Genomic DNA, 25,266 nt, shown 5'->3' with positions numbered 1-25,266 from the left:
GAATGACAATTATCGCAATGCTTTACTGTGGCATGATTATTTTTTAATGGAAGCTGCCTTTTTACGCTGGGAGGATATTGATCTCAGATCCAAAACCATCACTTTGCAAGACACCAAAAATCAATAAATACACATTGCCTATGTCTGATTTTGTCTATGTTTTAATGGAACGTAGAAGCCGAAATAAAACCAGTGAATTTGTATTCCCGGCTGAAAGTAAAACCGGCTATATCTATGAATCTAAAAAAGGCGGTGAATAGGGTGGTTGAGTTGTCTGGTGTACTATTTACTTTGCCTGATATTCGTAGAACTTTTGCGGCTATCGCAGATAGCCTTGATTTACCTGCTTATGCGTTAAAGCGACTTCTTAATCATAAAATGAACAATTATGCTACAGCAGGATATATCATGAAAGATATTGAACGGTTGCGTAAGCCGATGCAGCAGGTTGTTAATTTTATACTTGATCATACGATGGAAACAGCGGAGTTTAGTTGATTATATTTGACGTAGCTAACTATTATTACAAATATTATCCTGCTGAAGTCTTCTGAAACCTTTGAAATAATTTGTCAGCACGTTGCAAAATGATGCTGGTAAAGGGGCTAGACGTTATGTTCTTTTGAATTTTGCTAATTAGACTCAAGACTTCTTTACACACTAGGGTACCCGATAAACGAGCTTCCTCTGCCATTTGTATAAAGTGGCGTGGAAATAGGCTGTCAAAACCATATTTACTTCCAACTTTCATCGCCATTTTACCGGTAAGATTAGGATAATATACGGTTGAAATCATATCGTAGAAAGGTGCTAAACGAGTTTTTGAACCATGATAGAGCAAAGAGAAGTTTTTGCTATGTGCATCATTGTTGCCAATAATAACATTAAACAGAATCCCTTGTAATAATTCTTTTATGTCAAAGACAGGGAGACTTGATATCTCTCTTATCAAACCAAAGCACTCACTAATTTGGGGGTCGCCTTCTTGCTGATATTTCATTTCGGGGCTAATGCCCATTGCTTGACAAAAATCTTCTTGGTGAAGACGTTGGATTCCTTGCTCTGTCTCAACCCGATCATAACGTTTAACCAACAGATAAGGGGTACCATCAGTATAATGGATTGATGCGTCCACGGCATTTAATCCAATTTTTTGTGCCAGATTAAGGCAGAAACATTCATTTTCAATTAAGGAGGGAAAGTCTCGATTAATTGGTTTTAAAATATGAGTACTCGGTGCACCGTTCATTGGTATTGCGAGATTTCCTTCAATAATGGCAACTGGGATTTTATCCTGAGCTCCAGCAAGGGATAAACGAACTCCATCCTCACCGACTATCATAGGTCTTTGATGCATGGTTTGCAGGATTTCTAATACGTCCTGTTTTTTGATAATTTTATAGTCTGGCTTTAGCTGAGTTATGGATGTATTTTGAGGTAATACCATGACAGCTCCGGCACACTCACCACCAATAGCTGCTAATAAGGCAAAATCATTTTTTTCACTGATACCCAATTGACGAGCAATAGCAGTACGCATATGGGCTTCAGGCAATAGTCCGCTAAAAAACGGACGGCATTGCTTCGTTGAGTAAGGGTCTTGTTGAAGAGGAAGGGAGTGTGACAACGGGAGATTTTTCTTGTTTTCCAGGTAGCCGTCATCATACACAAAAGACATATCGCCATACGTATCAATACTTAATTGGCCTGCTAGCATTTGGTTAAGATAGACATCCAGTTTATGATTTTTCATTTTCGAAATCAGCATGAGATAAGTTGAGTTGAATCCCAAGTACTTGTAGTACTTGCAGTGTTTTTCCAATTTGGCAAGTGGGTTTTCCATTTTCCAAATCAATAATAAAACGCAATCCAGTTCCAGCAGTTAAAGCCAAATCTTTTTGGGTAACATTAAGTTCTTTACGAACTTTGCGAATATAACGTCCTATATTTTCTGGGGATTGAATCATCATTTTTCTTCTAATGTTCCCGTACGGTAATTTTATACCCTATTTGAAGAAAATTCCATAAAATGTTACCGATCGGTAATAAATTGATATTTTTCACATATTAAATGAAAATGTTACTGATCGGGAACATCGATTGAGATCCTAAAGCGACTATGTAAATCAAGGAATCAATAATGAAAGAGGTTGAATAATTGGGGGGCGGATTGGGACTAGTGGGACTAGGGTCAGATCTTGCTTTTTGATTCTTAAAATAAAAAAGCAAGATCTGACCCTGAACGTTACTGAACATTATTTTAAAGCGAAACCACTTCGCCATTTACACGAAGGTTCTGAATGTGACCATAAAGCAACTGCCAGGACATGTACTAATAAAGACGAATGCAATCTTTAATTGTTATTAATGGCGGGAAATAATTCGTAACTTCTTCTCCATTCTCTACTTTATTAACAGTGCCATATTACTGGTGTTTTCTTTTCGGCTTGGACAATATTAAACTCTACATAGTTTTATTGAAAATTTGTTGTGAGGAGTTAATAATGTTACTTTCTTTGGTGAATGTTTCCCATGATTCTTGTATTTCACCATTTACCCTTTTGACTTCGTCGACATTAAGTCCTTTCGTATCGAAAAACTTCATACCATTCTCTTTAGTGAGCACATTGGTGCAAAAATTGGTTACTTCTTCAAAGTTAGTTAATATTAGCTCGCAGGCTTTGCTATCACCTTTTAAATGATTAATCGCTTTCTTAGTCTCCTCAAGAGCAGATTGATAAATTCTGAGTACTGAGTCAGGTGGGGGGGATTTTTCAATTTGCAGGGTTCGGAATTCAGAAACTACTCTGTCTTCATATGCAGAAAGAGCCTTAAATTGCGAATCTAATTGGTATTTCTCTTCTTCACTATCCGTATCTGCTAATGTAGATGTTAGTAACCTCATTGTATCTCGGATACGTTGAAACGCAATTTTAACGAAATTATCAATTTTTCTATTTCTTTCTATTCTAGGCATTACTCTCTCCAATTTGATTCCTCTTCGATCTCAATCATAGGCTTGAACATTTCCTTTGTCAAAAAAACATACATCAATGACATTTATCCAAACAATAGATCAAATAATAACTCAATTTACCAAAATAAATCAAATTTTATAAATTAAAGTCACAAAAAACAAAAAATAAACTAGACTAGATAATTATATGATTATAAAATATACAAATACTGCATTAAAAGTACATTATAATTTAGTGAGATTATCTAATGAGGACATTAATCAATCAAAATCGGTTTCTCAAAGCTATTGAATATGTTAGTGAGAATCATTTTTCAAAGCCTTATTCCATATCCCCTATGGTAGATAGATGGTTTAATCAATTGTCAATGGTGCATCTTGCAAACGGGAAGATAGTACATCTATCAGGTAAAGACGCAACCGAATTTGTTGATATTACCTTAGATGGAAAAGTGGTTGATAAAAAAGATTTGGCAATCGTGTTTCAATTCCATTCTCAGCGCTCAGAACATGAAAAAGAACGAGCTGCTCTGGTAAAAAAAATTGAGGAACTGAAAGAGGAATTGAAAAACATAGTCACCGAGAATAAAGAGAAAAAGGGACAACTGGAAGCAGAAGAAAAAAAATTAGAAGAGTTTGATAATAATAAAATAAAAGCAAAAAAATTATATGAAGACATAGTTGAGCGCGGTACTTCTTCTTTAAATGAAGAACGTTTAGAAAAAAAATATGATTCAAAGATAACTCAAATTGTTCATCGCCCAAATCATGGTTTAACCCACTCAGTTAGAGTTTCTTATCTTGTGACTGGTATTCATGCTTTTAAACAGGAGTTTAATAAACATTCAAAAGCACTCGACGATAATACAGAACTTGAAAAGTCGCAGATGATGATGCTTTTCAGTGTCGTAGGCCGTCGCGATGAAACTGGTTTTAATGACACCGGTGACAATGTCAAAGGTTGTGAAACCTATGAGAGTTTTAGAACAACCTCAGGAAGAGAGTATCTTAAGTACTGCCGTGCCCATTTAACAGATCTGTATAAAGACAATCTGGATGCCATGTATCGGGATGCTATTATTGTAGAACTTATGGGTTATTCCAATATTCAAGATCGAATAGATAGAAGAGAAGATGATCCACCACAAGTATTTATCGATTACATTATTGAAAAAGAAAAGCAATTAGGGAACGATATTTCACGTGAGGAAGCGCTAAATTTGACAATCAAACCCCAATCTCGCAAGAATAAAACTCCTAAATATAGTCTTGATAAATTTTTTCCCAAAGGCCCTATTCAAGAACTTGCTGATGCCAAGTTAGATATGATGAACGACGCACATGGTATCGATCTAACTCGTTGTTATCCGCTGTATCCTTCAAAAAAAGGGGGGGCAAAGGCGATTGGTATCATAGAAGATTATGTCAATTTATCTGGTCTTTCTGAGTCGTTAAAAAGTGCCAATTTAGAAAAATTGGAATCCGTGTTTAAATTCTTACGTTGTAGTTTTGATACCCTGCAGCTAACAGGGCAGAGGTCAATGTTTGGCTTGATTTCTCAGGAGACTTTTGACAGTCAAAAAGACAGTATTTTGTTAGCTATTCAGGATATTAACAAACGGTTCCAAACTCCTATCAAGAAAGAAACACGTGCAGAATTGATTGAAGAGATTACAAAAGCTCGTGAAGCAGATAATTATTATAAAAATTTAGAAGGCAGTTTGGCACTTAGTAATAAAAGCAATCCAACGATTGAAGCTTACCGTAAGCATTTAATTCTTCAGGAAATAGTAAAACATATCACAGCAGCTCCTAAATTAACGACTGATAAACGAATGTTTGACTTTCAAAACACCCAAGAAGGTAATCCTCATAAAATTGATCATCATAAAAATGCGGTCAGCTTAGTCAATGGATTGCAATCTATTACCCCAGTAAAAGGAGTAACCAAGGTTAATTTACCTGTTATTTCTGCTGTAAAACATAATAGATTGGGCAATAAAGTTACTGTTTCTTTCGAGAGTCAGGAACAAGCTCAATCCTTTAAAGAAATGTATGATACTCTTTTTGGAGCTAAGTTAGATATTACTCAACACTCACCTAAACAATTTTCTCTTGAGGTGAACAGGGAACATTACAAGCAATTACGTGATGATAAGTTGGTTGAATTTAAGCAAGTTTCTGTTCCCAAAGTGATTAATAGAGAAGATTCTTTGGTTGATCCCGAAGGTAATATTATTGCTTTGGATATGATACAAAATAGCCGGGCTTTAGTTCGTCTTGTTTCTACTACGGCATTAAGCGGCGAGACTTTTCCTGATTATGATTATCTTTTAAGAGCTTTTGAAGATCCAGTTCATGAGCGTTATACTCCTACTATTCGAGAGAACATACATTTCCCGGTCATTCACGGAAAATACACCGATCCAAGAACAAACAGAGTTTATGATCGAAAAGTAGTTACCACTACACTTCCTGAGGTTCGTTTTCAAGAGCCAGTAACTGAGCCGGTTAAGTTTGAAGACAAGGTTGCAGATGGTTGGGTAGTAGGCAAGCCAGGCGCTCCTCAAAATACGATTTTTACTAAGAAACTGGCTCATACTTTACTACCTCCTCATGGTAAAGTGATACCATTTTCTGGTTATCCAGATAAAAAATGGAATTATTTCCCTATTGGTGTTCTTTCAGACGTTCGCCAGGTTGATCTGAGAGATGAGCGCTATATCTGGTCTGAGAACATGGATACGGTGAACAAATTTTGGATAAAGGATCATTCTAAAACTAACTTGGACTTTTGTAATTATTTGAATGCTCAGATGGAAAAATCCGGGCAGCCTAAGCGTTACCCAAAAACTAATTTTATTGCTTTGGACAAGAGTAAACTTTTAAAAGAAAGTAGCACTAAAGAAGAGCTCATAGAACATTTGCAAAAGCGAAAGAAAAAGATCTTTGATGTACTTAAGGCCAAAGCTTATCGACCAAATGATGAAGCCTTGCAAGATTTTAAAAACTTGCTTCAGCAAGAGCGGAAAATATATCTTAATCGTTTTACTAAGAATAAAGTCGCACAAAAAGAAATTAAAGAACTTTATTCAGCGATGATTGAACGTATTAATATTGAGGCTGCTAGAAAAAGTTCAAAATATGCGATTAATCTTAGTCAATTAATTCAACTGCAAAAGGAACGCGTTGAGCTTGGAGGGCATAATGAAATTCTAGCGGGGAATACAAAAGGGGCTACACAAGCTTTCTATGCAACTCGTGATCAACTTTTTGATCGCCTTAATTTAGCATTTCATGCTCTCGAAATTAAAAAGAAATATCAATATGATGTGCCTCTTTTGGTTCTAAGTCAGGATAAGCCACCTTATCATTATACAGAGGCAATGATTAAGGAAGATCTTAAGACTGCTTATGATCTTTTGCGTAAAGGAGAGTTCCCATACGACAAAACGAAAACTATTGCTTATGAACTGGATTCCAAAGGGAATGCCCTTAGAGACAAAGATGGAAATCGAATACGTAAGAAAACCTCTGGTGGCGATGACGTTTATGAAGAAAAAAATCAGGTTTATCAAAAAGACTTATTAGTTAATCTTTTTAAATTAGCGCTGCCTTTAACTGACATAACACAGCTTGAGAAGGGGCAAATTGATTCTGAAACACTTGACGAAGTAAAAATTGATGTTGCTATCGATTCAATTGTTGAGCAAATGGATGTTCTTGGTGGTTTAGCGCGCGAACGCAAATTGATGCAACAGATCTTTTCACAAAAAAATAAAGAGAAACAAGAACAGTTTTTTTTGCGTCAGATCGCATTAGGAAATCTTTCTTTGGTGCAAGAAATGGCGAGAAACCGATCATTTGTTATCTCGCCAATGTTATTGGAAAAAGCAGTCTTGGTTGCTGAAAAAAATAATCATAAAGCGGTAAGAGATTTTCTTGCTCCTCCCAAACCATCAATTGAAGAAGTCCGAGAAGACATAAAAGTGGCACAACCAACTCAAGTTGAATCAGTGGGAAAAGAAACATTTATTGAAAAATCTGATTTAAAATCCGAAATTGAAAATTTGAAAAAACCTATTGATTTGTCAAGTCTTCAAAATGTGTTAAAAAGCCACCATGAGCGTATTGCCGCTATAGTAGAAATTAATCTACGAGATCAAAGTTCACTTAAGTTGGATAACATACTTTTACTCCAGAAAACAACAGTGGAATTACTATTAAATCCATCTTCAAACAATGAAAATAATAAAAATAAATTAGATGAATTTATAAAATTATTAAATGCTCATCCACAATATAAAGAAAGTTACGCTCATGTACTAGCGGCCTCAGATAAATCAGTTTCATTAAGCAGTATTCTAAAAGCTCATGATCTTTGGGGCGTTGAACTTACAGCTAAAGCAATCGCCCTTTTAGCCTCTCAGGAAAAAGATGTATTTTGCTTAGATGATCTGATTGAAATATATAAGCGAATGAGCCTTGTGATGCCACTTGTCAATTGCCAAGAACATTTGAAAAATGCGATGTCTCTTGTTGAGAATCGTGGTATGGAAGATGCCAATAATTACCTTTTGCTAGTTGAGTATGGTAGAGAGTCAATTGCAAAGATGTATTTTAAAGACGCGAAGGCATTATCATTCCAACCGAGGATTGATGCTATACGTGAAAAGGTTGAAGGATTAATTGAAAACATTGAGGCAAATGGCTTCGGATCAATGGACAAGAAAACAAAGAATTTCTGTGATATTATGAAGCAAATGGTAGAAGAAAATAAAAATGATTATCTTTTCCTATTGGGTCGATTCCATGATCTGGTAAAAGTTCATGGAGTAATAACTTCACCGGAAATGCAAGATATTAAAAAAGAAATTGCTAGGCTTGAATACAACGCATCTGGCTTTTTTGGTTCTCGAACTAGCCTAAAACAAGCTAATACTATAAAAGAAGCTCTGTCCAAAACTCCTTTACTTGAACGAGAACATATTTTGACAGGCGATTCACTTTTATGTAGAAATGTACAAAGAACTCTTCATTCTATTGGGATATTAGTTGACAAACTTGATGTAGAGGCACTTCTCAAAGAGGAATCGACTAAAAAACTATCAAACTAAGATTTGCTTGACTGAATTACCATGGAACTAATTTGAAATAAACACTTGAAAAAATCAGAGTTTCTTTTTTGATAGAAGTGCAAACTTAAACAAAAGCAAAAGAAAGCTCTCAAGATGGAGATTATTGTTCAATGTGAACATGCAATAAACGGCTTTGCCGCAAATTTTTTCCAAAGCTGAAAAATGCTTTTATTCTGAACGAGCATGGGCTTGGTAATTTTTCATAAGTTGTAGTAGTTCAATCTTGATCTGACAGTTACTTTTTTTCAAGAAGTGTCTGTCAGGTCAAATTTAGTTTATAAATTTTTCCATCCAGATTTCTTTGCCCCTATCAAGGTTTGCATTGGAGTACACCCACAACAAATTTTACCTTGATGAGTGCATTGATTATTATAGTAATCCATCCATTCATCCAGATCTTTTTGTAATTCACCCGCGCAGATAAATTGGAATACCATTTCAGTGATCTTGGTTCGTTGCAATAATCATTAATTCACCTTTTTCGGAGCGTGATCCAGCTAGGAAAAGAGATTGATCAAAAACAAGCATTTTTTCACGAGAATAGTCTATAATTTGAATAACATTTAAAATCAATTAGCCAGATTTAACACAGCAATCGATTACTGATAAAATATACCGAAATCAAAGGAATGCCTTTCGCCTCAGTCAAGGGGTTTTCTATGAAAATCAATATAAGTGGATTTGGCCTTCACTCTTCTTCACCGGCCAAAATATTAACTCAGCCTGATAAAATCACAATCATGGCTCAAAGAACTGATTTATATTGTGGTGATGACTTTTATTTTGGATTTGATAGCAGTAATCATAATTTTATAGACATCATTGATCTGCAAGAGCCTTTAGCTATCAAATGTGGACACACGCTTTCCCTTTATCATGACACGTCACATACCACTGTATATGAGCTGTACTTCATCGAAGAAGAATTCAGACAATTAATCCCTGTGATTAAACTGGAGTCTCAAGCCATAGACAGTGGCTTAATAAGATATTTAATCCCATTTGAATTTTTAGATTTGTACGAACGCACCTACAATAAAAATGATATGACAACTGGAACAAGAGAGTATTCTGCATCAGAGCAATTTATCTCACTTTACCTTACAAAATTATTGCTTGGAGAGTGGCCAACAAAGAAAGAATCGATTCATTTTCAAAAAGCTGTTTATGATCTGGAAACGGATACAACCTGCAGATGCCACCTTGAGGATTTACAATTGACAAAAATGTCTCGTCAGAAACACAAAGAAGCCAATGAAAATGATTTTGTAGCAATAAATCCCTTTTATGATAATCCCCGTATAGATCTTGCTTCTTTAATTAAGCACAATACTGAATGTGTAACAGTAAGGGAAATTAAAAACCATCATTTTCCACGAATAGAAATTGTTGTGCCCGTAATGAATATCTCTGAACAATATGAAATCGTTTTTAAAAAAGAAAATCCCGTTTTATTTAATAATTTGCATCATGCTTTAGAGCAGGGCGATACAACTAATTTGAGCCATCTCTTAAAGCAACATTATCCTGAAAAAATACAACATTATTTTTCGGAAGCAGGTATCACCTCTTCTGGATAAAATCTGAAGAAATAAGGTGAAAAATTTTTCAATAGTGTTACAAAGAATTACAAAGTTTAGAGGAGATGTTTATGTCCAATTCAAAAACTGAAGTTGACAAAGCAATAGGATTTTTTAAAGACCCCAAAAAAATTGAAGAATATACTGAAAGATGTTTAGAGAATCCTGAATTAACTCCACGAGAAAAAATGATAATTGTGCATTTTAATCAACATAAACGTTTAAATATCATTGCAAAAGTTCAACAACATACTTATAAACATCTCTTTCAAGAAAAGCCAAATGAATTTTTCACTAAAAAATACCATTATGATTGGTGGATTTTTCCTATGCATGTTCCCAAAGAATGGATGTGGGAGCAAAGAAATTATGATGCTTCCATCAACTTAGTTGAAGCTCAAACTTTACTTCGTGACAAACAATTCACAGATACTTACATTAACTCGATATCAATGTATCTCGCAGCACTTAAAAAACATAGTTGGAATAATTATCCAGTCCGTTATGCAAGAATGCTCCACTCATTATCCCTTTTTCTACTAGCCGCTAGAAACTTAGAAGTGATCCCCGAAGTTTATAGCCGGCTTTATGAGCAAGCCCAAGATGCAATTGCTTATGCTAAAGAATATATTTTGGCAGACAATAAAGATTATGATTTATTAACTACGGGCTATAAAGCCACTTTAGCAGAAATAGAAAAATATGCGCCATTAGACAACCCGACCCCTAGTGGAGCTGCTCGATGACCAACCTAATAAAGCCAATACTCGCTCTTTTCCATTTTCTTTCGGAGTATGCCCTCGCTCAAGGTGATTTTTCTCTTCTGAGTTTAAATATAATCTTTTCATACACCACACCATGAACCCATTTTTTTAACAATGCAAGCATTTTTAACGATCACGGGCATACATGCTTTATTCGGATTGACCACACACATGGTTGATTTATTTTAATGACCTATAGGAAAGCCTCTTTCTAAACAAATTCTCAAGGACAGGGCCTGTAACGCTTTTCACACACATGCAATCTATCAGATTAGCCTCCTTATAAACGGCATTATATCGCATTCACACAAGTTAACAGTCCAATTGCAGCCAGAATATGACCACTCATTTATGTGAAATAAAAGTCAATATGGATTTCAATAGAGCACTAAGTTAATTTTTCGTTAATTTTTTAGGAGTATACTTTAATAAAAAAGTAAAAAAATATAAAATTTGATAAATAATATTTCATAGTGCTCTATAATTCTATAATAAAATAAATATGAATTTGAATTTAAAATGGGAGTTAATCCTACGGCCGTGAAACATTTAAACAACTATCTTGTGGGGTTGTGATGACTAAATATGTTGAACAAATTGCAGGTCTACTCTCTGGCTTAGACATAAAACAGGTAGAATCTTCTTTGCAAAAGATGAGCATTGATCAAATCAAGGTCATGCGTTCTCGTGTTTTGCCTCAAATAACAGATTTAGAAAGAAGAAAACAATTAAGATCGCTTCTTAATGAGCGTGAGCAGCAAATTTATGCCAGTGCTGAGAAAGATTCAGTTCTTAAGGTAGCTGTTCAAGAAAACACACCCATTAGTGATTCACTTAAAGGGATATTTGATGAGATTACTCAGAATGTGGTTTTGGGGTTTAACAGCGAGGTTGAAAGAACACTTCTTCTGGAAAGAGCGTCCTACAATGAGTTATTTGTGCTTGAAAAGAAACTAAGCGCGATGCTTCACCATGATTCAGCAAAAGAATTGCATCTCAGCGTTCAAACCGAGATGGAAAAAAGGGAAAAAGATGAAAATATAAACTCTGTAATATGGGAAAATGAGTTAAAAGAAAGAAAGATAAACGGGAATAATCTTCATTGGCAGGGCAAGCTCTGGCAAAACTTGATTAGTCATAGTAATCAAATTAAAGCAGAACTTTATAAACCGTCAGTCAAAACATATGAAGATTCTCCCAAGCGCGTTCCAGGCTTTTGGTCCAGAGCAGGCTCTTGGCTTGCTGATACAGGGACTGCTCTGGGCGCTGGGGTATTAAAGGTCACTGCTTTTGTTTTGGGAGCTATACCTTATGGCATTTACAAGGTAGGTAGTTTATTTAAAAATGCTCCCCAAGAATCAGAAGTCAGGGAAAAACCCCCAGTTATCGAACTCAATGAAGAGGATAAGGATAATTTAGATGGATTACGCCTGAAAGGTGCGCAAGAGGTCGCAAAGGCTACAGGTTTAACTGGCTTTGGCGGTGAAAAGAAACGCGATAAAGCGAGTGTCTTGACCTCATTACACTCTCGATTTGGTATGGTTATAGCGTCGCAGATGATGGCTGGGACAAAAAATTCACATCACCGCGATTTAAATACCGTTATTGAATCACTAGCAAGAAGCACTGATGACAACGATACCATTGAGGAAGTAGAAAATGCGATTAAAGGAGTCATTGATCCTTTCGTCGAAAATCCTCTAAATGGTGAGCATGCTTGCTCTACTGGTGGCGATCCAGATATGGTCACCTCTATGGAACGAGAGCTGTTTAGTAAACTAGTAGAGAAGCCAGAGGAATTTGAAAAGTATGGTGTGAAGTTAACAAAAACAGAAAAAGAACAAGTTAAGAAATATCACGACACTATGAAAAATACTCAAGACTTGAGTCATATACTGAAGGCTGTGGGTGCGAATTGGGGGGGGTATAGACCAACAGAACCCCAAAAAGGGGAACCCAAAGATAGTTACGTGAAGGTTGAACATGATTTTGAAAAGAAACAACAAGAATTTGAAAAAAAGCTGTTGTTAGCAAGCCGAGCTGTTCAGGAAGCGATTAAAAATCTAAAGGATGGGGAGTCACTATATCTTGAGACAGGCCTGGAAGGCCATGCTATGCAGTTAGTTATCAAGAAAGAAGGTGGGAATATCAAGCTTTCAACGTATGACTCATCTGGCGCTTTAGAGAATACTGCGCTTGCGAAAGGAGGGCTTTCTGTTATCAAGGAGGGTGCTAAGGACTTTAGGGATGTCTTTGCTAAAAAAGGTTTATGGGCTGGGCTTGGTGCTCTTGCCAGCACTGTATCTGGTCTCTTCAAGTTGTGGCGCATGGGCGAAGAATCCATGAGAAGAAATGCCTTAACTTTTTCTGTTCCTCAAGAAAAATTATACACTTCAGACGGATTGGATTACTTAAGGACCTTAATAAAATCTAACTCCATGGCTGGCTGGGCAGAGACTCATATTGATTTAAAAATTAAACATACCACTATGGAAGAGCGTAGCCATATGGGCTATTGGGAAAAGCTGATGGCTTTAAATGCCCAATCAGACGTCTATTCAAATTACATCAAAAATTTTACGTCAATCGCCTCTGATGATTCACCTCCTGAGTTTCAGGATTTACTACAAAGACCGCAAAATACGCAAAACTGTTTTGCGAAAAAAGCCCAATCTTGCGAACTGTATGAATTAGGGAAACCAACCTATAAAAAAGTTAGATTGGCGATGATGCTGGATCAAAGGCAAGGTATATTGGATGATGTGTGCGGTAAGGAAGGTGTCGCACAAAGTGACAAAGCAACCAAATTACTAAGTGGATCCTATGCTGTTGCACTGAGGAAAATGGCATTGGAACCTGAAATACTATCTCCAGACGAGTTGTATGAAGTATCTATGCGTCTGAGTGAATTAAAAACACCACCGACGGAAGAGTACTATAAAAGTTATTTTGAAGCTTTGATCAAAGCGAAAGAACAGCTAATTGCTCAGAATAAGACTTCAAATCAACCAGCAATTGATCGTATTAATGACAAAATTAATAGTCATGCTAAAGAATTTTATTTGTATTTAAAAGAAAACAAACAACAGGATAGAATTGAAGCAATTTTTGACCCGGCATTTTACAATAAAGAGCCTAAAGATTGGCCATCTGATGGAATGCCATTAAAGACTATAGAAGGAAAAATTGATCCAGATGCTTTAACAGAATTAAGTAAGCACTCTAACTTTCTCGCATGGAAAGCCACCATTCAATTAATGAATCATCAAATTAAAAAACTAAATGTCAATGAAAGACATATACATTCTGAAAAAGAGCGCTTATCTTCAACAAGTCGTTTATCCCGTGTTACGACAGAAGATTTAATCGATGCAAACCTAGTTACTTTTAATTCCGGTGAAGCCAGAAAAGAAACGATTAAAATTGAGATAAATATAGATGGTAAACGAAAAGAAATTGATATTAATGCATACTTCAAGCGTTTACGAGCAGATAGGGAAGCTCTTACAAGTCCTAAAGTTGTTGATCTGTTGAATTATTTATGTAATGCCTCTACTGCTTATAAAGAAACCTATATAAAACAAGTATATAAACATCAGATCAAAGCGTTTGAAGATAAAATGACTTCAAGCATTGATCAAACTGCCAAAAACTTGAAAGAAACTATAGATAAGTTGAATCAATTTAATAAAAAACTGGACGAAAAGATTGATCAGTCTAAAAAACTTATTGAATCAGTTAAAAAAGAAATAGAAACAGAGCAAAAGCTTATTGGTGATAATAAAAACTCAGTCAAATTAAGAAATCTGACAGCACGTCTTGATCTTTTAAATAAAGAAGTGGATGAGTTAAACGCATTGCAGCGTTCGATTGCAACCAAACTTCAAACACTTCAAATCGATGAAGAGGTTCCTGGCCCCAAAAAGAATATCGCTACAGCAAAAACGCTATTGGCAAAATTGCAAGAGTTAAAGACCAAAGTTCCCCCGGATTTGCGAACTATCAACGCTATAAGTAAAGTACTCAGAACAGCTGTTTATGCGTTGGATAGTGTTAAAAAAGAGACGGAGGGGGCAATAAGAGAATTTGAAGTCGATAATATCGAAGAACAGGCAAACGACCGCCTCAATCACTTTAATAGATTCCGTGAGCGAGTAATTAGCAATCATTTAGAAGCTAATTCTGAATACAGGATATTAGATGAACTCGCCTCAGGAAGGCTTGGATTGGAAATTGATAAAAATAGGGATATGTATAAGCAAACTCCTGAGGAAAGGATTGAGTTTTACAGACAAGGAAAAAATACATTCTTATTTGGTTCAGTATTCCAGGAAATCCAAAGCTTAAATCAGAAGCTAAAAGAAAAAGTGTTTGAAATTGTCGAACAAAAAGTAATATTAAGTACGGATGAGTATAGTCCAAATACTTTCGATTCAATCGCTACCGGAAATGCTGAATACATAAAACTGGATACAGTTGCGGGGAGCATCAGCAAGCAACCCATTCCTGATGCAATCAAGAAAGAATGGGTTGAAAAAATGTTTTCGATTTGGTTGAAACATGAGCATCCAGAGAAGTTAAATAAACTTCAGAATAGTACAAACCAGGTCACAGCAATTAATAATGCGTTTCATCACTTTCTAGAACAAAAAGCAAATATGAAATACGGTGCTCTGGTGCAATCCGGATATCCTATAAACCTCAACGAGAGTCAAATTAAGGAGATGTGGCAGCCCATTAATATCGAAGCTAAACGTAAAGAGCGCATGGATGCTGGGCGAGTTATTTTATCAAAACTCATGCAAGCCGGAGGATTATTAGATAAGATCCGCACGAGAGAAAAAGTCAAGGAACCTGTTGTTGAATCTGTTAAGTTAACCCCTGAAGAGTTAGTTGGACAGCACGCAAAAGTCGATACAGTCGATTATGCCCCACCTGAAGTGGAATTTTTGAAACTGTATCAGACTACGGTTATCGATGGTAATACTTTAAAATTCTTGCGCGCCAATCCAACACCAAAACCAAAGGGAAGATCAGAAGAGGATTGCACGCAATATTACAAAGAAGTTGAAAGCCATTTGCATAAGCTGAAAACATTTGGTGGCCTGGAAAATAAAGCACAACGAATAACCGAGTTTTGTAACTCAGCGACTGCTGAAATCTTTAATTTACCTTATCCTCCCCCCCCGCAATTGATAACAGATTTGGCACAGAGCATGTTAGAGAAATATCAAGCGGATGATGAGGAAGCCTCATTAAATGAAGCCTTCAAAAATCTTGAGAATGCCGAGCGTTCACAGCTTTTAACGAATTTAATCAAACTGAGCTTGTCTCAAATTAACGTCAATGTTGATCGGACAGTTAACCCTAAATTCTTTTCAACAATCAAACAATGGGAAAAACTGATAACCCCTCGTGATGAGGAAATGTCCAACAAAATTAAAGAACTTGACCCAATAGGTACCCAACCGGATGACATTAGTTTGCTAAAAAAAGTTGATCTTGCTATTCAAGCATCTCCTATTGGATTAGAGGGTATCTATGAAGGGCAAAGAGGCTTACAAGTCGCCTTAACCGACTATGGGAAACAAAAATCTGTCGATCCAGCATTACGTAAATTGGCTGATCGACTGGGCATGCGTAATGGCGACGCCATACTGGCTCATCAATTCATCGCGTATTACTCAAATAAAGTGTTTCTACTGTCAATTGATGGAATAAACAGTACTCAAGGACGTGAATTTTTTGATCGAGCTTTCTTGGATGCTTTCCGAAACGCTACAGCAGATGAAAAAGGTAAGCTGTTAAATTTTCTACAAAATATTCCGTTGGATCAAAAACATAATCCTTGCGCGCTGAAAGTGCCACATGAAGCGTTTATCAATGAGCTTTTGGTAAAGTGCGCAAATATAGACCCGGAAGCATACAAGGCAATTACTAATGCTGACTTCCCATCGACTAAAGCATCAGATGACTTTATTGATTCAATCACCAAAAAAAATCCATTAAGTCCCAAAGAACCTGATGCAACGGATCGCTTATTTGGATTTGCCAGAGATGTTAACCTTCTTGCGCTCAAAATTGAGCATTTCCAAAAGAAAACTCCACCACTTAGTCCTCTTGATCAAGAAAAATTAGATGATCTCTATGCAAAATTAATCTGTTCAAACCTTGCTTATCAATTGACCTATGACCAGGCTACGGAGGACACTCTTGGCAATTTGCATAAGAATTTTGAATTTACTCGAGAAATGGGGTTGGTTCAAACCAATATAAATCAACTTCAAGAAAATATAACCAGGTTCTCAAGTACATTAAATGAAAATGGGCGAGCCAAAAAATTTAAAGAAGCGTTCGATGAGTACGTCAAAGATGGCAAATTTGACGGCCGTAAAATAAATTGTAAAGAGGTCCCTGAATCTGTTAAGGATCTTCCTGGCTTTATCTCATTGGGTGATAGATACAGCTTGGATGTTTTGCATGGTGCCATCTATCTTGGAAATAACAAACTAGGAGTTATGCCAACACACATCCAGGCGAATATTGCTTTACAAGTTTTGGGAATAGAGAATCTTCCATTCAAAGCAAAAGACGGCGGATATATTTATGTCGAAGGTGAAGATGAATTGGATTCGGGTAATAAAATTAAAGCATCTATCACACCTCAAAAAGATGGAAGTCTTGTTATCCAGAGAGAACTCAATACTTTGGATGGTGATTCTAGTATCCTTCAGTACATCCAACCCGATAAGATGGGCTCGATTCCAATTTCCTTACAAAGAAGATTGAAGGCAGAGCATTATTTTACAGACTCTTCGGGGATGATTCATGGATTTACTTCTGATTTCAAGCCAGTAATAAAATTATCAAAAGATAAAAATGAGGTTTGGAATGGGAGTTTTGTCGATCACCTTGGTAGGCAAGTTCCTGTTCAATTGAAATCTGAAGAAAAAGCCATTACTCACGCACTCGCAAATGTTTTTCCGTCAGAGGAAATGATTAGCGTTGATAAAAATACGGTTTACGTACCATCCATAGCGAAATATGTACTGTACGATGAACATACAAATAGTTATTTCCTTTCAGACAGTAATCTCATGACTGAGGTGGGTGCAAGGAAAAAACTTACAATTATGAAGGAAGGTTCTGCTTTTACAACAAAAGAATTATCAGTTTCTGAGGAAAATGAGGTTAAGGAACTAAAAGAAGAAATTAGGAAACAAAGTAAAGAGTATTTAGAAGAGCAAATTAAAGAATGTAAAGAAAAATTGAGAGAAATAGAAGGGAAAAATGACACGAACAGTATTCGGGAAAAAGAAAAACTTGAGAAGCAAATTCAAGGCGTGGAATCCAGAATCAAATTGCTCGCAGGAAACAGTTTGCTTAGTAAGCAAGCAAGAGAGCAAGTAGCTAAAAAAATTAAGGATTGTGAAAATAAAATTAGAGAAATCACTACTCCAGAATACTTTGTATTCGTTACCAAAACACCACAAATCATAGCTTTAGAAGAAAGGGTAGTTGAGTTAGAAAAGGCAATGAATCAGTCCTACAGAGAATTTATGGAAGGCGCTAAAGACAAGAATACGCTTGCATCTCAGTATGATAAAGCAAAAACTGATTATTTACAGGCTAAAGAAAAGCTTAACAGCGCTTATGCAACCGTAGATTATCTGCGAACTTATAAAGACATAGGCGGTGAATTAACGACTAAAGATCTTCAAAGCATTCTTCACATTGGCACGATAGAAGGTAAAACATCAATTTTAACCAAGCTTTTGGGTGCTAATGTTCCCAAATCGCCATTAAATTCTAGTGAGCTCGATCAGTTAAGGAATATTAAGCAGGCTCTGGAACAGAAGAAAGAAGATAAAAGTATCACAATGAAAGACAGAGCTGCTCTTATTATGTTGATTGGTACAGAATTACAGCATCATATATTGGAACGAACAGCCTGCGCTCATGGAAAGTTAGATAAATGGAATAGAGAAGCCTATGCTCAATTATTAACTGAATTTAAGGCTGAAGTGTCAGAGCTTAAAAAACTATCAGGAACGTTGCCCTCAGAGCAGTTCTCTGAATTGTGGCGCTCAATAAACTCTGAATTTTCAGATGAAGATAAGGAACTGGATAAATTCTTTATCCCTCCTGTCACTGCGATTGAAAAGAGTGCTCCTAAACCAATTAGCCTAAATACAAAAACAACATTTATGCCTATTGAATCAATAGGTGCTCGCTCAGTGATTCAATTTAATTTGTATACCGACCCCCAAAAACTAGTTGATTCATCTCAGCTGGATCTTGAAATGCGCTTAAAGACTGGTTTAAGTACATTCAAAGATTCTATCCAAGCTCAAGAAGACGGTTATTATTATGAAAACTACGGAATTTTTAATGAAAAAACTCTTGAAAAATTAATGAGTGTTACTCCTGGTCATAAGGGACTTGGAGGCGTAAGTAGAGAAAATGTTTCGGATTTGTTCGAGATAATGAAGGAAAATGGTTGGATACGTGCTGTAGGATCTGAGGATTCGAACAGATATCAGCTTGCACGCCACCCCAGTGAATTTTACTCTGCACCTAAAATTTCAAGTTATTTAGCGGAAAAAGGTTTTTCAAAAAGCGAAATACGCAATATTTCAGATAGACTGGAGACATTTTTATATCAGACGGCTGTGAGTGGTGGTACCTATTCAATAAAAGAAGGAAACCGAGATGAATTAATTGAAAAAGTCACAGAGGCTCAGGAAAAATGCAATAATGAATACTTGGATGCTAAGGATACAATTGAATCGATTTTAGCAGAAACTTCTCCACGTGTTACGTTTGCTGAGCTAAATGCGGCATATCTTTTAAATGATTTTACGAAGTTGCTTTCTAAATTCCCCAAAGAAACGGATCTGCATAAGAAAGAAATAGCATTAAATAATGCGATGACCAGGATGTTGTATTACAAAACCGAGTTAGATCATTTGAATGACATTCAGGCAATGTTCAAAGGCGGCCAAGACGCGAAAGCGGTAGCAATGCTGCATATAAAGCGAAATTATTCGCTTGATCGTTTACTTGATTCTGAAATTGCTTTAGATACCACTGCAACTAGAGAATCAGTGGAACAAGAACGAAAAATGCAAAGAGCATTCTTGTTGTTTGAATCCGAATTTGGTCACCGATGCAATACCCGCCAGGTTAATATTTTCCGTGGTTTATTACTTGATGACGAATTGAATCCAGACAAAATTGATTCAGCCCAAGCCAGAATGGGATTTGGTAAGACAACCCTGTTACCGTTAGTTGCTCTGTATAAAACTGAGACTAATAAATTGGTACGCTTTATAGTACCAAAGTCAGCGCTTGAAACTAATACATCCGATATGTCGCTGACGTTGAGTAACTTGTTGGCGGGTCGTGCTGTAAAAGATGATTTCCAGCGCTATCGAATTGAGTCTGATCCTGAACCTGAGATGGGTTTGGATAGTCCTCGTTTGAAGTCTTTCCATAACGCAAAAGAAGACCTGAAAAAACGACTCGCGATGTATGAGAGAATCAGAGAAAATAGAGAAGTCTTAGTGCAGTCACCTAGCGTTCGTAACTCCATGGAATGTCAAGCTAAAATTTTCCTGGATATGCTGAACCAGCTAAATCCCAAGGAATCCTTACAAAGAAAAGAGCTTATGGAGTGTATTTCAATACTAAATGAAATCCGTTCTATGGTAACAGTTTCAGTATTTGATGAGTTAGATGCTACTCAGGACAGTGCAACTACAGATGTAAATTACACCTCGGGTACTAAGGAATCAATTAATCCCGATGAAGTCTATCCTCTGGAAGTGATAACTCAGACTATCAAGTCTGCAGAAGATAAAAAACCGGCTAAATTGGCTGAAATTCTATTTGAGAAATTTAAAATAGCGGATCCCGATGGAAGTATTCTTAAGTACGTTACTTCTTTAGAAGAAGAGCAACCCAAAGGTGTTAATCAGTCAAATAGCACGCAAGTTTATTTAATGCGTGCTGTGCTTACCGATCCGATTATGCTGAGTGTATTTACTGAAAAAGAACCAGGAACAGACTTTGGAATTTGGTTCGAAAATGATCAGTATGGGTCAAAGCAATATGATTATGAAGCCCTTAGAACAGGGAAAGAAACAAAGTCTACAAAACCATTATTAATTACGGTTCCTTACCAGGCTGCCAATACGCCAAAACCGAGAGGGTCACGATTTGACAATCCGGAAGTCACCGCCATTACGACTTTCTTGTATTATTTGGATCCCAGGACAGAAATAAATGAGGTACCTCATTTAGAGTTTTTAATCGATTCTTTCAGAAGCGGTATTGGAGAAAAACCGTTCCTTGATTCCACAGGGCAGCAAATTGAGCCTGAATTCCGAGAAATATTCAATAAAATTAAAGAGTTATCAGAAATTGAAGACCCGATTTTTAGAAAGGCCGAAAGAGAAAAATATTTTTCTGAGCTTGATAAGGGAGGGGCATTCAGGAAGATGTTGGCTCGCACTATTATTCAGGAGCAAATTAAATTTGATAGTGGCAAGGCAAATAGTAATCGATATGAAATGGGCACCACTCAAGATGTTGTAATTGGATTCTCAGGAACTGCTGGTGATACATCTTCTCATTTCAAAGAGAACATGCTTGATCCTGCTGCCGATGGCAACATGACCTTAGGTATTATGGGAAGACAAAATTGTCAAGCTACTACGTCACTTGATACTGAAAGTTTTACAAGCTCTGGCGATTACACCGGCTCTTTGATAAAAGAGTTGGCTAAATCCTTTTCAGACAAGTCAAGAACTTTAATTGATGTAGGGGGGTTATGCAAGATCTCTAATCGTGGGGTTGCTTTGGAAATTGCAAAACAACTAAAAACAAAAGAAGAACCACTAAAAAGTCTCAAAGGGGTTATTTTCTATGATGATGTAACCAATATGAAAAAGGTTCTTATCCTGAAAGAGGGTAAAGAAACCATAGTTGATTTAACTCCCGAAATGGTGGCTGATTCCGATAAAAACGGCAGTTATTTTACCTATTATGATCAAAGTCACTCCCGCGGTGCAGACATTAAGCAGATGGATGGAGCTCATGCGCATTTAACCCTGAACTTTACAGTGACTAATAATGACTACAAGCAAGCTATAATGAGAATGAGGAAAATTGTTGATAAAACATCAGGCCAGTCATTCTCCATAGCCATACCCGATAACGTCAAAGAACAGATATTTATCGACCTGAAACTTAACAAAAGTGATAGGCCATCTGGACTTACAGGAAACGATGTTGCATTTTGGTTGAGACAAAAAGAGCTGAAGAATGATCTAAACAATGTTTCTGTACTGACAATGGAGTTAGATTCAGTTATAAAAAATGCAATTTTGCAGCAACAGGGAGAAATAACCAAGTTACTAAAAGAGAAGGGTACAGAATTATCGGATGAACAAATCAAAGCGTTTGGCAAAATGGTTGTCAAACTCAATAAAATTTCCCCCTTCATTTCTGGTAGTGTGGGTGATTTAAAGGCCAAATATGGTGGTACATATGGTGAAACTACCAGGGAAGCCTTTATTGAAAAGCTAGAAAAGTCGTTCAAAGAGCGCATGAGTGAGCTTTATGAAGCAGTTGATATTGCAAGAAGCGAGTTGGATTTAAAGGCCAGAGAGATTCCAGAAAAACCAGAAGACGATCCTTATGTTTCCATGAAAGATAGAATTATAGAAAGACGCAAAGCGCAACTAAGTCCTAAATTTATAATTCCTTCCGAACGTGGTAATGCTTTGGCTGAAGCGGAGAGTGTCACTGAGAATCAGTCTCAGAGTCAATCACAAAGTCAAAGCCAGAGTCAAAGTCAAACTCAAACCCATTCATTTTCTGAAGTGAATAATGAAGAAGTTGTGGTTGAAGCTGTGCTGACCAAACATGAAGTTCCTATCGAACCGGTCTCTATATCGTATTTAGTAAATCCAAGAGAACTAAGTAACTTACCTTTTGCCTATAAAATACCTCATATGACGCATTTATTCACAGATAGCGATCCTATTCGTTGTAGTTCTAAGTATACAAAAGAAGATCCGCTGCCTCCTGTTCGATATTTTGTAGCTCGGGAAGTAGGTAATCCAAAAATAATTTTAATTAACCAAGATGAGGCAAACCGATTTAAAGCGGCCCCTCAAGAAGGATGGAGCTTATACGATATCAGAAACACCAAACTTCAAGAGGTTTCCAAATTAAAAGTGCTTGAACCTATTGCTGGTCCGGTAATCGAATCTTTAAAAGATCCTCTGGTGAAAAAATTGAATTTCGCCGCTTACAGAAATCCGGTATTTGGTGAAACGGTTAAAGAACTATCAACATCATTTGAAGGAATTTTAACTGAAAAACAATTAAAACCTTCACTTGAGATAAATTATTCTGATACTAAAAATCTTACCGCCAAGGATAAAATATTTGATTTACCAAAATGGGGTTTTACTGGAAAAAATTCCAAGAAAACGCAAATACAAATTGCGCAAACAGAAACACTGAAAAATATTGATATAAATAGCAAAGAATATAAAGAGTCTGGTGTCACTATTTCCATAGGAAAAGGGGAGGGTCGGGCTGAAGTATTTGTATCCTCAAAACTCAATCAACGTTTTTCCGTCGAGAAACGCCCAAAAATTGATGAAGTGAATGATCAAATTAAAAAGGAATTTGATGAGGCAAGGAAAAAAGGAACAGATCTTAAAAAACAATATCAAGACCTTCGACTTAGAAAGCATGAAAGATTCGAATATTATCGTGATCAAATTGAAAAATTGGAAAAGCAAAGAGAAGATGTGATAAAAGACGGATCAAAGAAACTAATTGAGCGTTTCCCGGAAGGAATGCGATTTTTATTTGATGTAAGAGATTACTATGATGGCGATTTTGGTAATAAAGCCTTATGGTATATTCGATCCTTTTCCCGCACGAAGCTAGAAGGTTCAACAGAATATGGTTTCAAACTCGATGGGCAATGGTTTGGAGAGGTTGAGGATGGTGTGGGGCATTGTGTAAACAAATTATTTAAAGAAAACAAGAACAAAGCAATGTCTCAGGAAGAGTTAAGCAGAAAATTAGACGAGCAGATTAATAGAGTTTACGCCATTGTAGAAAAAAGATTTCATGATTCTGTAAGCTATGAAGATCACAATACTGTCCCCATGGAGGCACTATTTGCTGCGAGCCAGGAACCAGCAACTAAAATGGTTCAGGAAAAAAAGACAACAGGAGGGAGGAAAAATAAGAAAACAACATTTGTTCCGGTAGAAAAGCCTAATACTGATGTTGAGATCTGGGGTGAAAAATTCAATTCTGCATTTAAAGATCTCTTCTATGATGTTTATTGTTCTGTAATAGATGATACGACCTCTGATCAGAAAAAAAGGGATAAGGCTTTCAATGAATGTAGTGAACAGGTTCAAAGCGAAATTGTAAAGGCCAGAAGCGCAATCCCAAAACTTTCTCGAACAGAACTCCTGGATAAGATTTTGAATGTCACCAGGACCTTTGCAGAGAAAAATAATCTGGATCCTGAAGATCTTGTAGATAAAGTTAAGAACAGGTTGTGTTACTCTACAACGGCTGGGCCAAATAAACAAAAGAATCTTGCCACTATGCAAGAAGACATCAAGAATATGATCATTCAAGACTTCATTGATGTTGCTGAAAGCCCAAGTGAAGAACAAAAAGAATTTTATGAAAAAGTTCTAAATCTTGCTAAGACAAAACTTGTTAAAAACAATTATAAAGTTCCAGATAGATTATTGGATTATAAGACACATCCTATTTCTAAAGACGAAATTAGAGAAGCGGTCAAGCAAGCATTTATTAATCAAAATGTGGCTACCACTCCAGAAGTAATAGAGAATTTTGTGGTAATGGCAGCTGAGCGGCTTGCAGGTCATAAACATCTTGTTGAAGAGTTATTGCCACATTACAGACCGGTAAAAGATCGTCCGATGTATTTCAGTGAGCTGGAAGGACAAAAACGAAGATTATTTGGAGTTAGCCATGATATTCTCACAGAAATGGATGATGATGTTTTAGAGATTGATGAGAAAATAAAAGAGCTTAAGGAAAAACGCAAAGCAGAAATTGCCCAACTTGAGAGTGAAGGCACCGATATTAAACAAAAGCTAGTAGAAAATACAGCTAAGGTTAAAGAATTAAATGGACAATGGAATGCGATTCAAAAATTAATAGATGGCATTAAGAAATTCTTTGGTGTCTTCACTACGGAAAACCATGTCAACGTAGAGGAAGAGAAGCCAACAGAGTTTTTTGATAAGCATTTTAATATACCTGCAATTATTGGCCATGAAGTATCAATGACAGCTGATCTCACGTTTACTCCCCCAGAGTACTATGAGGTGCAGCATGATATGGAAGTGCAACGAGAACAACTACATGGTCTTGATGATTCTACTGAGCTTCGTGCTGAAGGTACTGTGATTAATGCTGGTAAAATTGTTGCCAGGGAATCTGCTGAAGTACAAGGAAGGGAAAATGTTGTATTGGGACTTGTAGAAGAGCATGTACTGGAAGAGCGTCAGGAAGTTACTCTCAAGAAAGATCCTGTATTAGTTGTTGTTGACAAGCCTGTTTCTGAAGTTGAACCTTTACAACCTGAGCTTGTGGGTAAAAAAGGCGATACTAGAGATATAACTCATAAATATAAAACTCGTTTGCATACAGAATTTGAGGAGCAAAATAACCATGAAGTTCAAGTGCATAACAAATTATAAACAGAATAGCCTGTATAAATAATAGCT

At 36.4% G+C, this 25,266-nt stretch carries 9 protein-coding genes and 1 pseudogene; 6 read left to right on the top strand and 4 right to left on the bottom strand.

Translation table 11 applies throughout. From position 1 onward, the window contains the following. Positions 1–77: 77 nt before the first annotated feature. Both OQI99_RS16195 and OQI99_RS16190 read left to right on the top strand, forming a co-directional pair. Positions 78–260 carry a hypothetical protein gene (locus OQI99_RS16195; protein ID WP_322783697.1) on the top strand — a complete coding sequence of 61 codons (183 nt, stop codon included), beginning with the start codon at positions 78–80 and terminating at the stop codon, positions 258–260. Next, entirely contained in the window at positions 235–498 is a 264-nt protein-coding gene (locus OQI99_RS16190; protein WP_322783696.1) for a hypothetical protein, read from the top strand. Before OQI99_RS16195 ends, OQI99_RS16190 begins: the two co-directional genes overlap by 26 nt. Before the next feature lie 34 nt (positions 499–532). Here the strand turns inward: OQI99_RS16190 and OQI99_RS08560 are convergent, their stop codons facing one another. From OQI99_RS08560 to OQI99_RS08550, 3 genes are all read right to left on the bottom strand, one after another. Next, positions 533–1,753 carry a type II toxin-antitoxin system HipA family toxin gene (locus OQI99_RS08560; protein WP_265731716.1) on the bottom strand — a complete coding sequence of 407 codons (1,221 nt, stop codon included), beginning with the start codon at positions 1,751–1,753 and terminating at the stop codon, positions 533–535. Beyond that, positions 1,740–1,970 carry a helix-turn-helix transcriptional regulator gene (locus tag OQI99_RS08555; RefSeq protein ID WP_230305609.1) on the bottom strand — a complete coding sequence of 77 codons (231 nt, stop codon included), beginning with the start codon at positions 1,968–1,970 and terminating at the stop codon, positions 1,740–1,742. The genes OQI99_RS08560 and OQI99_RS08555 overlap by 14 nt, the downstream gene beginning before the upstream one ends. A gap of 494 nt (positions 1,971–2,464) precedes the next feature. After that, positions 2,465–2,977, bottom strand: coding sequence for a hypothetical protein (locus OQI99_RS08550; RefSeq protein WP_061514134.1), 513 nt, complete (start codon positions 2,975–2,977; stop codon positions 2,465–2,467). 248 nt (positions 2,978–3,225) lie between these two features. On the opposite strand from OQI99_RS08550, the gene OQI99_RS08545 reads away from it, so the two are divergent. Next, positions 3,226–8,094, top strand: a complete 4,869-nt coding sequence (locus OQI99_RS08545; protein ID WP_265731715.1) for a SidE phosphodiesterase domain-containing protein — start codon at positions 3,226–3,228, stop codon at positions 8,092–8,094. Positions 8,095–8,385: 291 nt separating this feature from the next. Here OQI99_RS08545 and OQI99_RS08540 read toward each other — a convergent pair. Continuing rightward, a pseudogene (locus OQI99_RS08540) lies at positions 8,386–8,525 on the bottom strand (IS481 family transposase); the annotation flags it as partial. Between the two features lie 249 nt (positions 8,526–8,774). On the opposite strand from OQI99_RS08540, the gene OQI99_RS08535 reads away from it, so the two are divergent. The 3 genes from OQI99_RS08535 (at position 8,775) to OQI99_RS08525 (ending at position 25,239) form a co-directional block, all read left to right on the top strand. Continuing rightward, positions 8,775–9,695, top strand: coding sequence for a hypothetical protein (locus OQI99_RS08535; protein WP_265731714.1), 921 nt, complete (start codon positions 8,775–8,777; stop codon positions 9,693–9,695). A 71-nt stretch (positions 9,696–9,766) separates the two neighbouring features. Then, positions 9,767–10,441, top strand: coding sequence for a hypothetical protein (locus OQI99_RS08530; RefSeq protein ID WP_265731713.1), 675 nt, complete (start codon positions 9,767–9,769; stop codon positions 10,439–10,441). Between the two features lie 593 nt (positions 10,442–11,034). Continuing rightward, positions 11,035–25,239: a DUF3638 domain-containing protein gene (locus OQI99_RS08525; RefSeq protein ID WP_265731712.1), complete on the top strand. Its 14,205-nt coding sequence runs from the start codon at positions 11,035–11,037 to the stop codon at positions 25,237–25,239. Positions 25,240–25,266 lie beyond the last annotated feature (27 nt).

This window comes from Legionella sp. PATHC039, from assembly GCF_026191275.1.
Lineage (GTDB): Bacteria > Pseudomonadota > Gammaproteobacteria > Legionellales > Legionellaceae > Legionella > Legionella pneumophila.
Note: the sequence above shows the minus strand (reverse complement) of the source record. Positions and strands in the feature narration are given on the sequence as shown.

Coding starts and splice junctions, on each gene's coding strand:
- OQI99_RS08555 (WP_230305609.1), bottom strand. CDS start 1,970: ATGATGATTCAATCCCCAGAAAATATAGGACGTTATATTCGCAAAGTT.
- OQI99_RS16190 (WP_322783696.1), top strand. CDS start 235: ATGAATCTAAAAAAGGCGGTGAATAGGGTGGTTGAGTTGTCTGGTGTA.
- OQI99_RS08535 (WP_265731714.1), top strand. CDS start 8,775: ATGAAAATCAATATAAGTGGATTTGGCCTTCACTCTTCTTCACCGGCC.
- OQI99_RS08530 (WP_265731713.1), top strand. CDS start 9,767: ATGTCCAATTCAAAAACTGAAGTTGACAAAGCAATAGGATTTTTTAAA.
- OQI99_RS08545 (WP_265731715.1), top strand. CDS start 3,226: ATGAGGACATTAATCAATCAAAATCGGTTTCTCAAAGCTATTGAATAT.
- OQI99_RS08550 (WP_061514134.1), bottom strand. CDS start 2,977: ATGCCTAGAATAGAAAGAAATAGAAAAATTGATAATTTCGTTAAAATT.
- OQI99_RS08560 (WP_265731716.1), bottom strand. CDS start 1,753: ATGAAAAATCATAAACTGGATGTCTATCTTAACCAAATGCTAGCAGGC.
- OQI99_RS08525 (WP_265731712.1), top strand. CDS start 11,035: ATGACTAAATATGTTGAACAAATTGCAGGTCTACTCTCTGGCTTAGAC.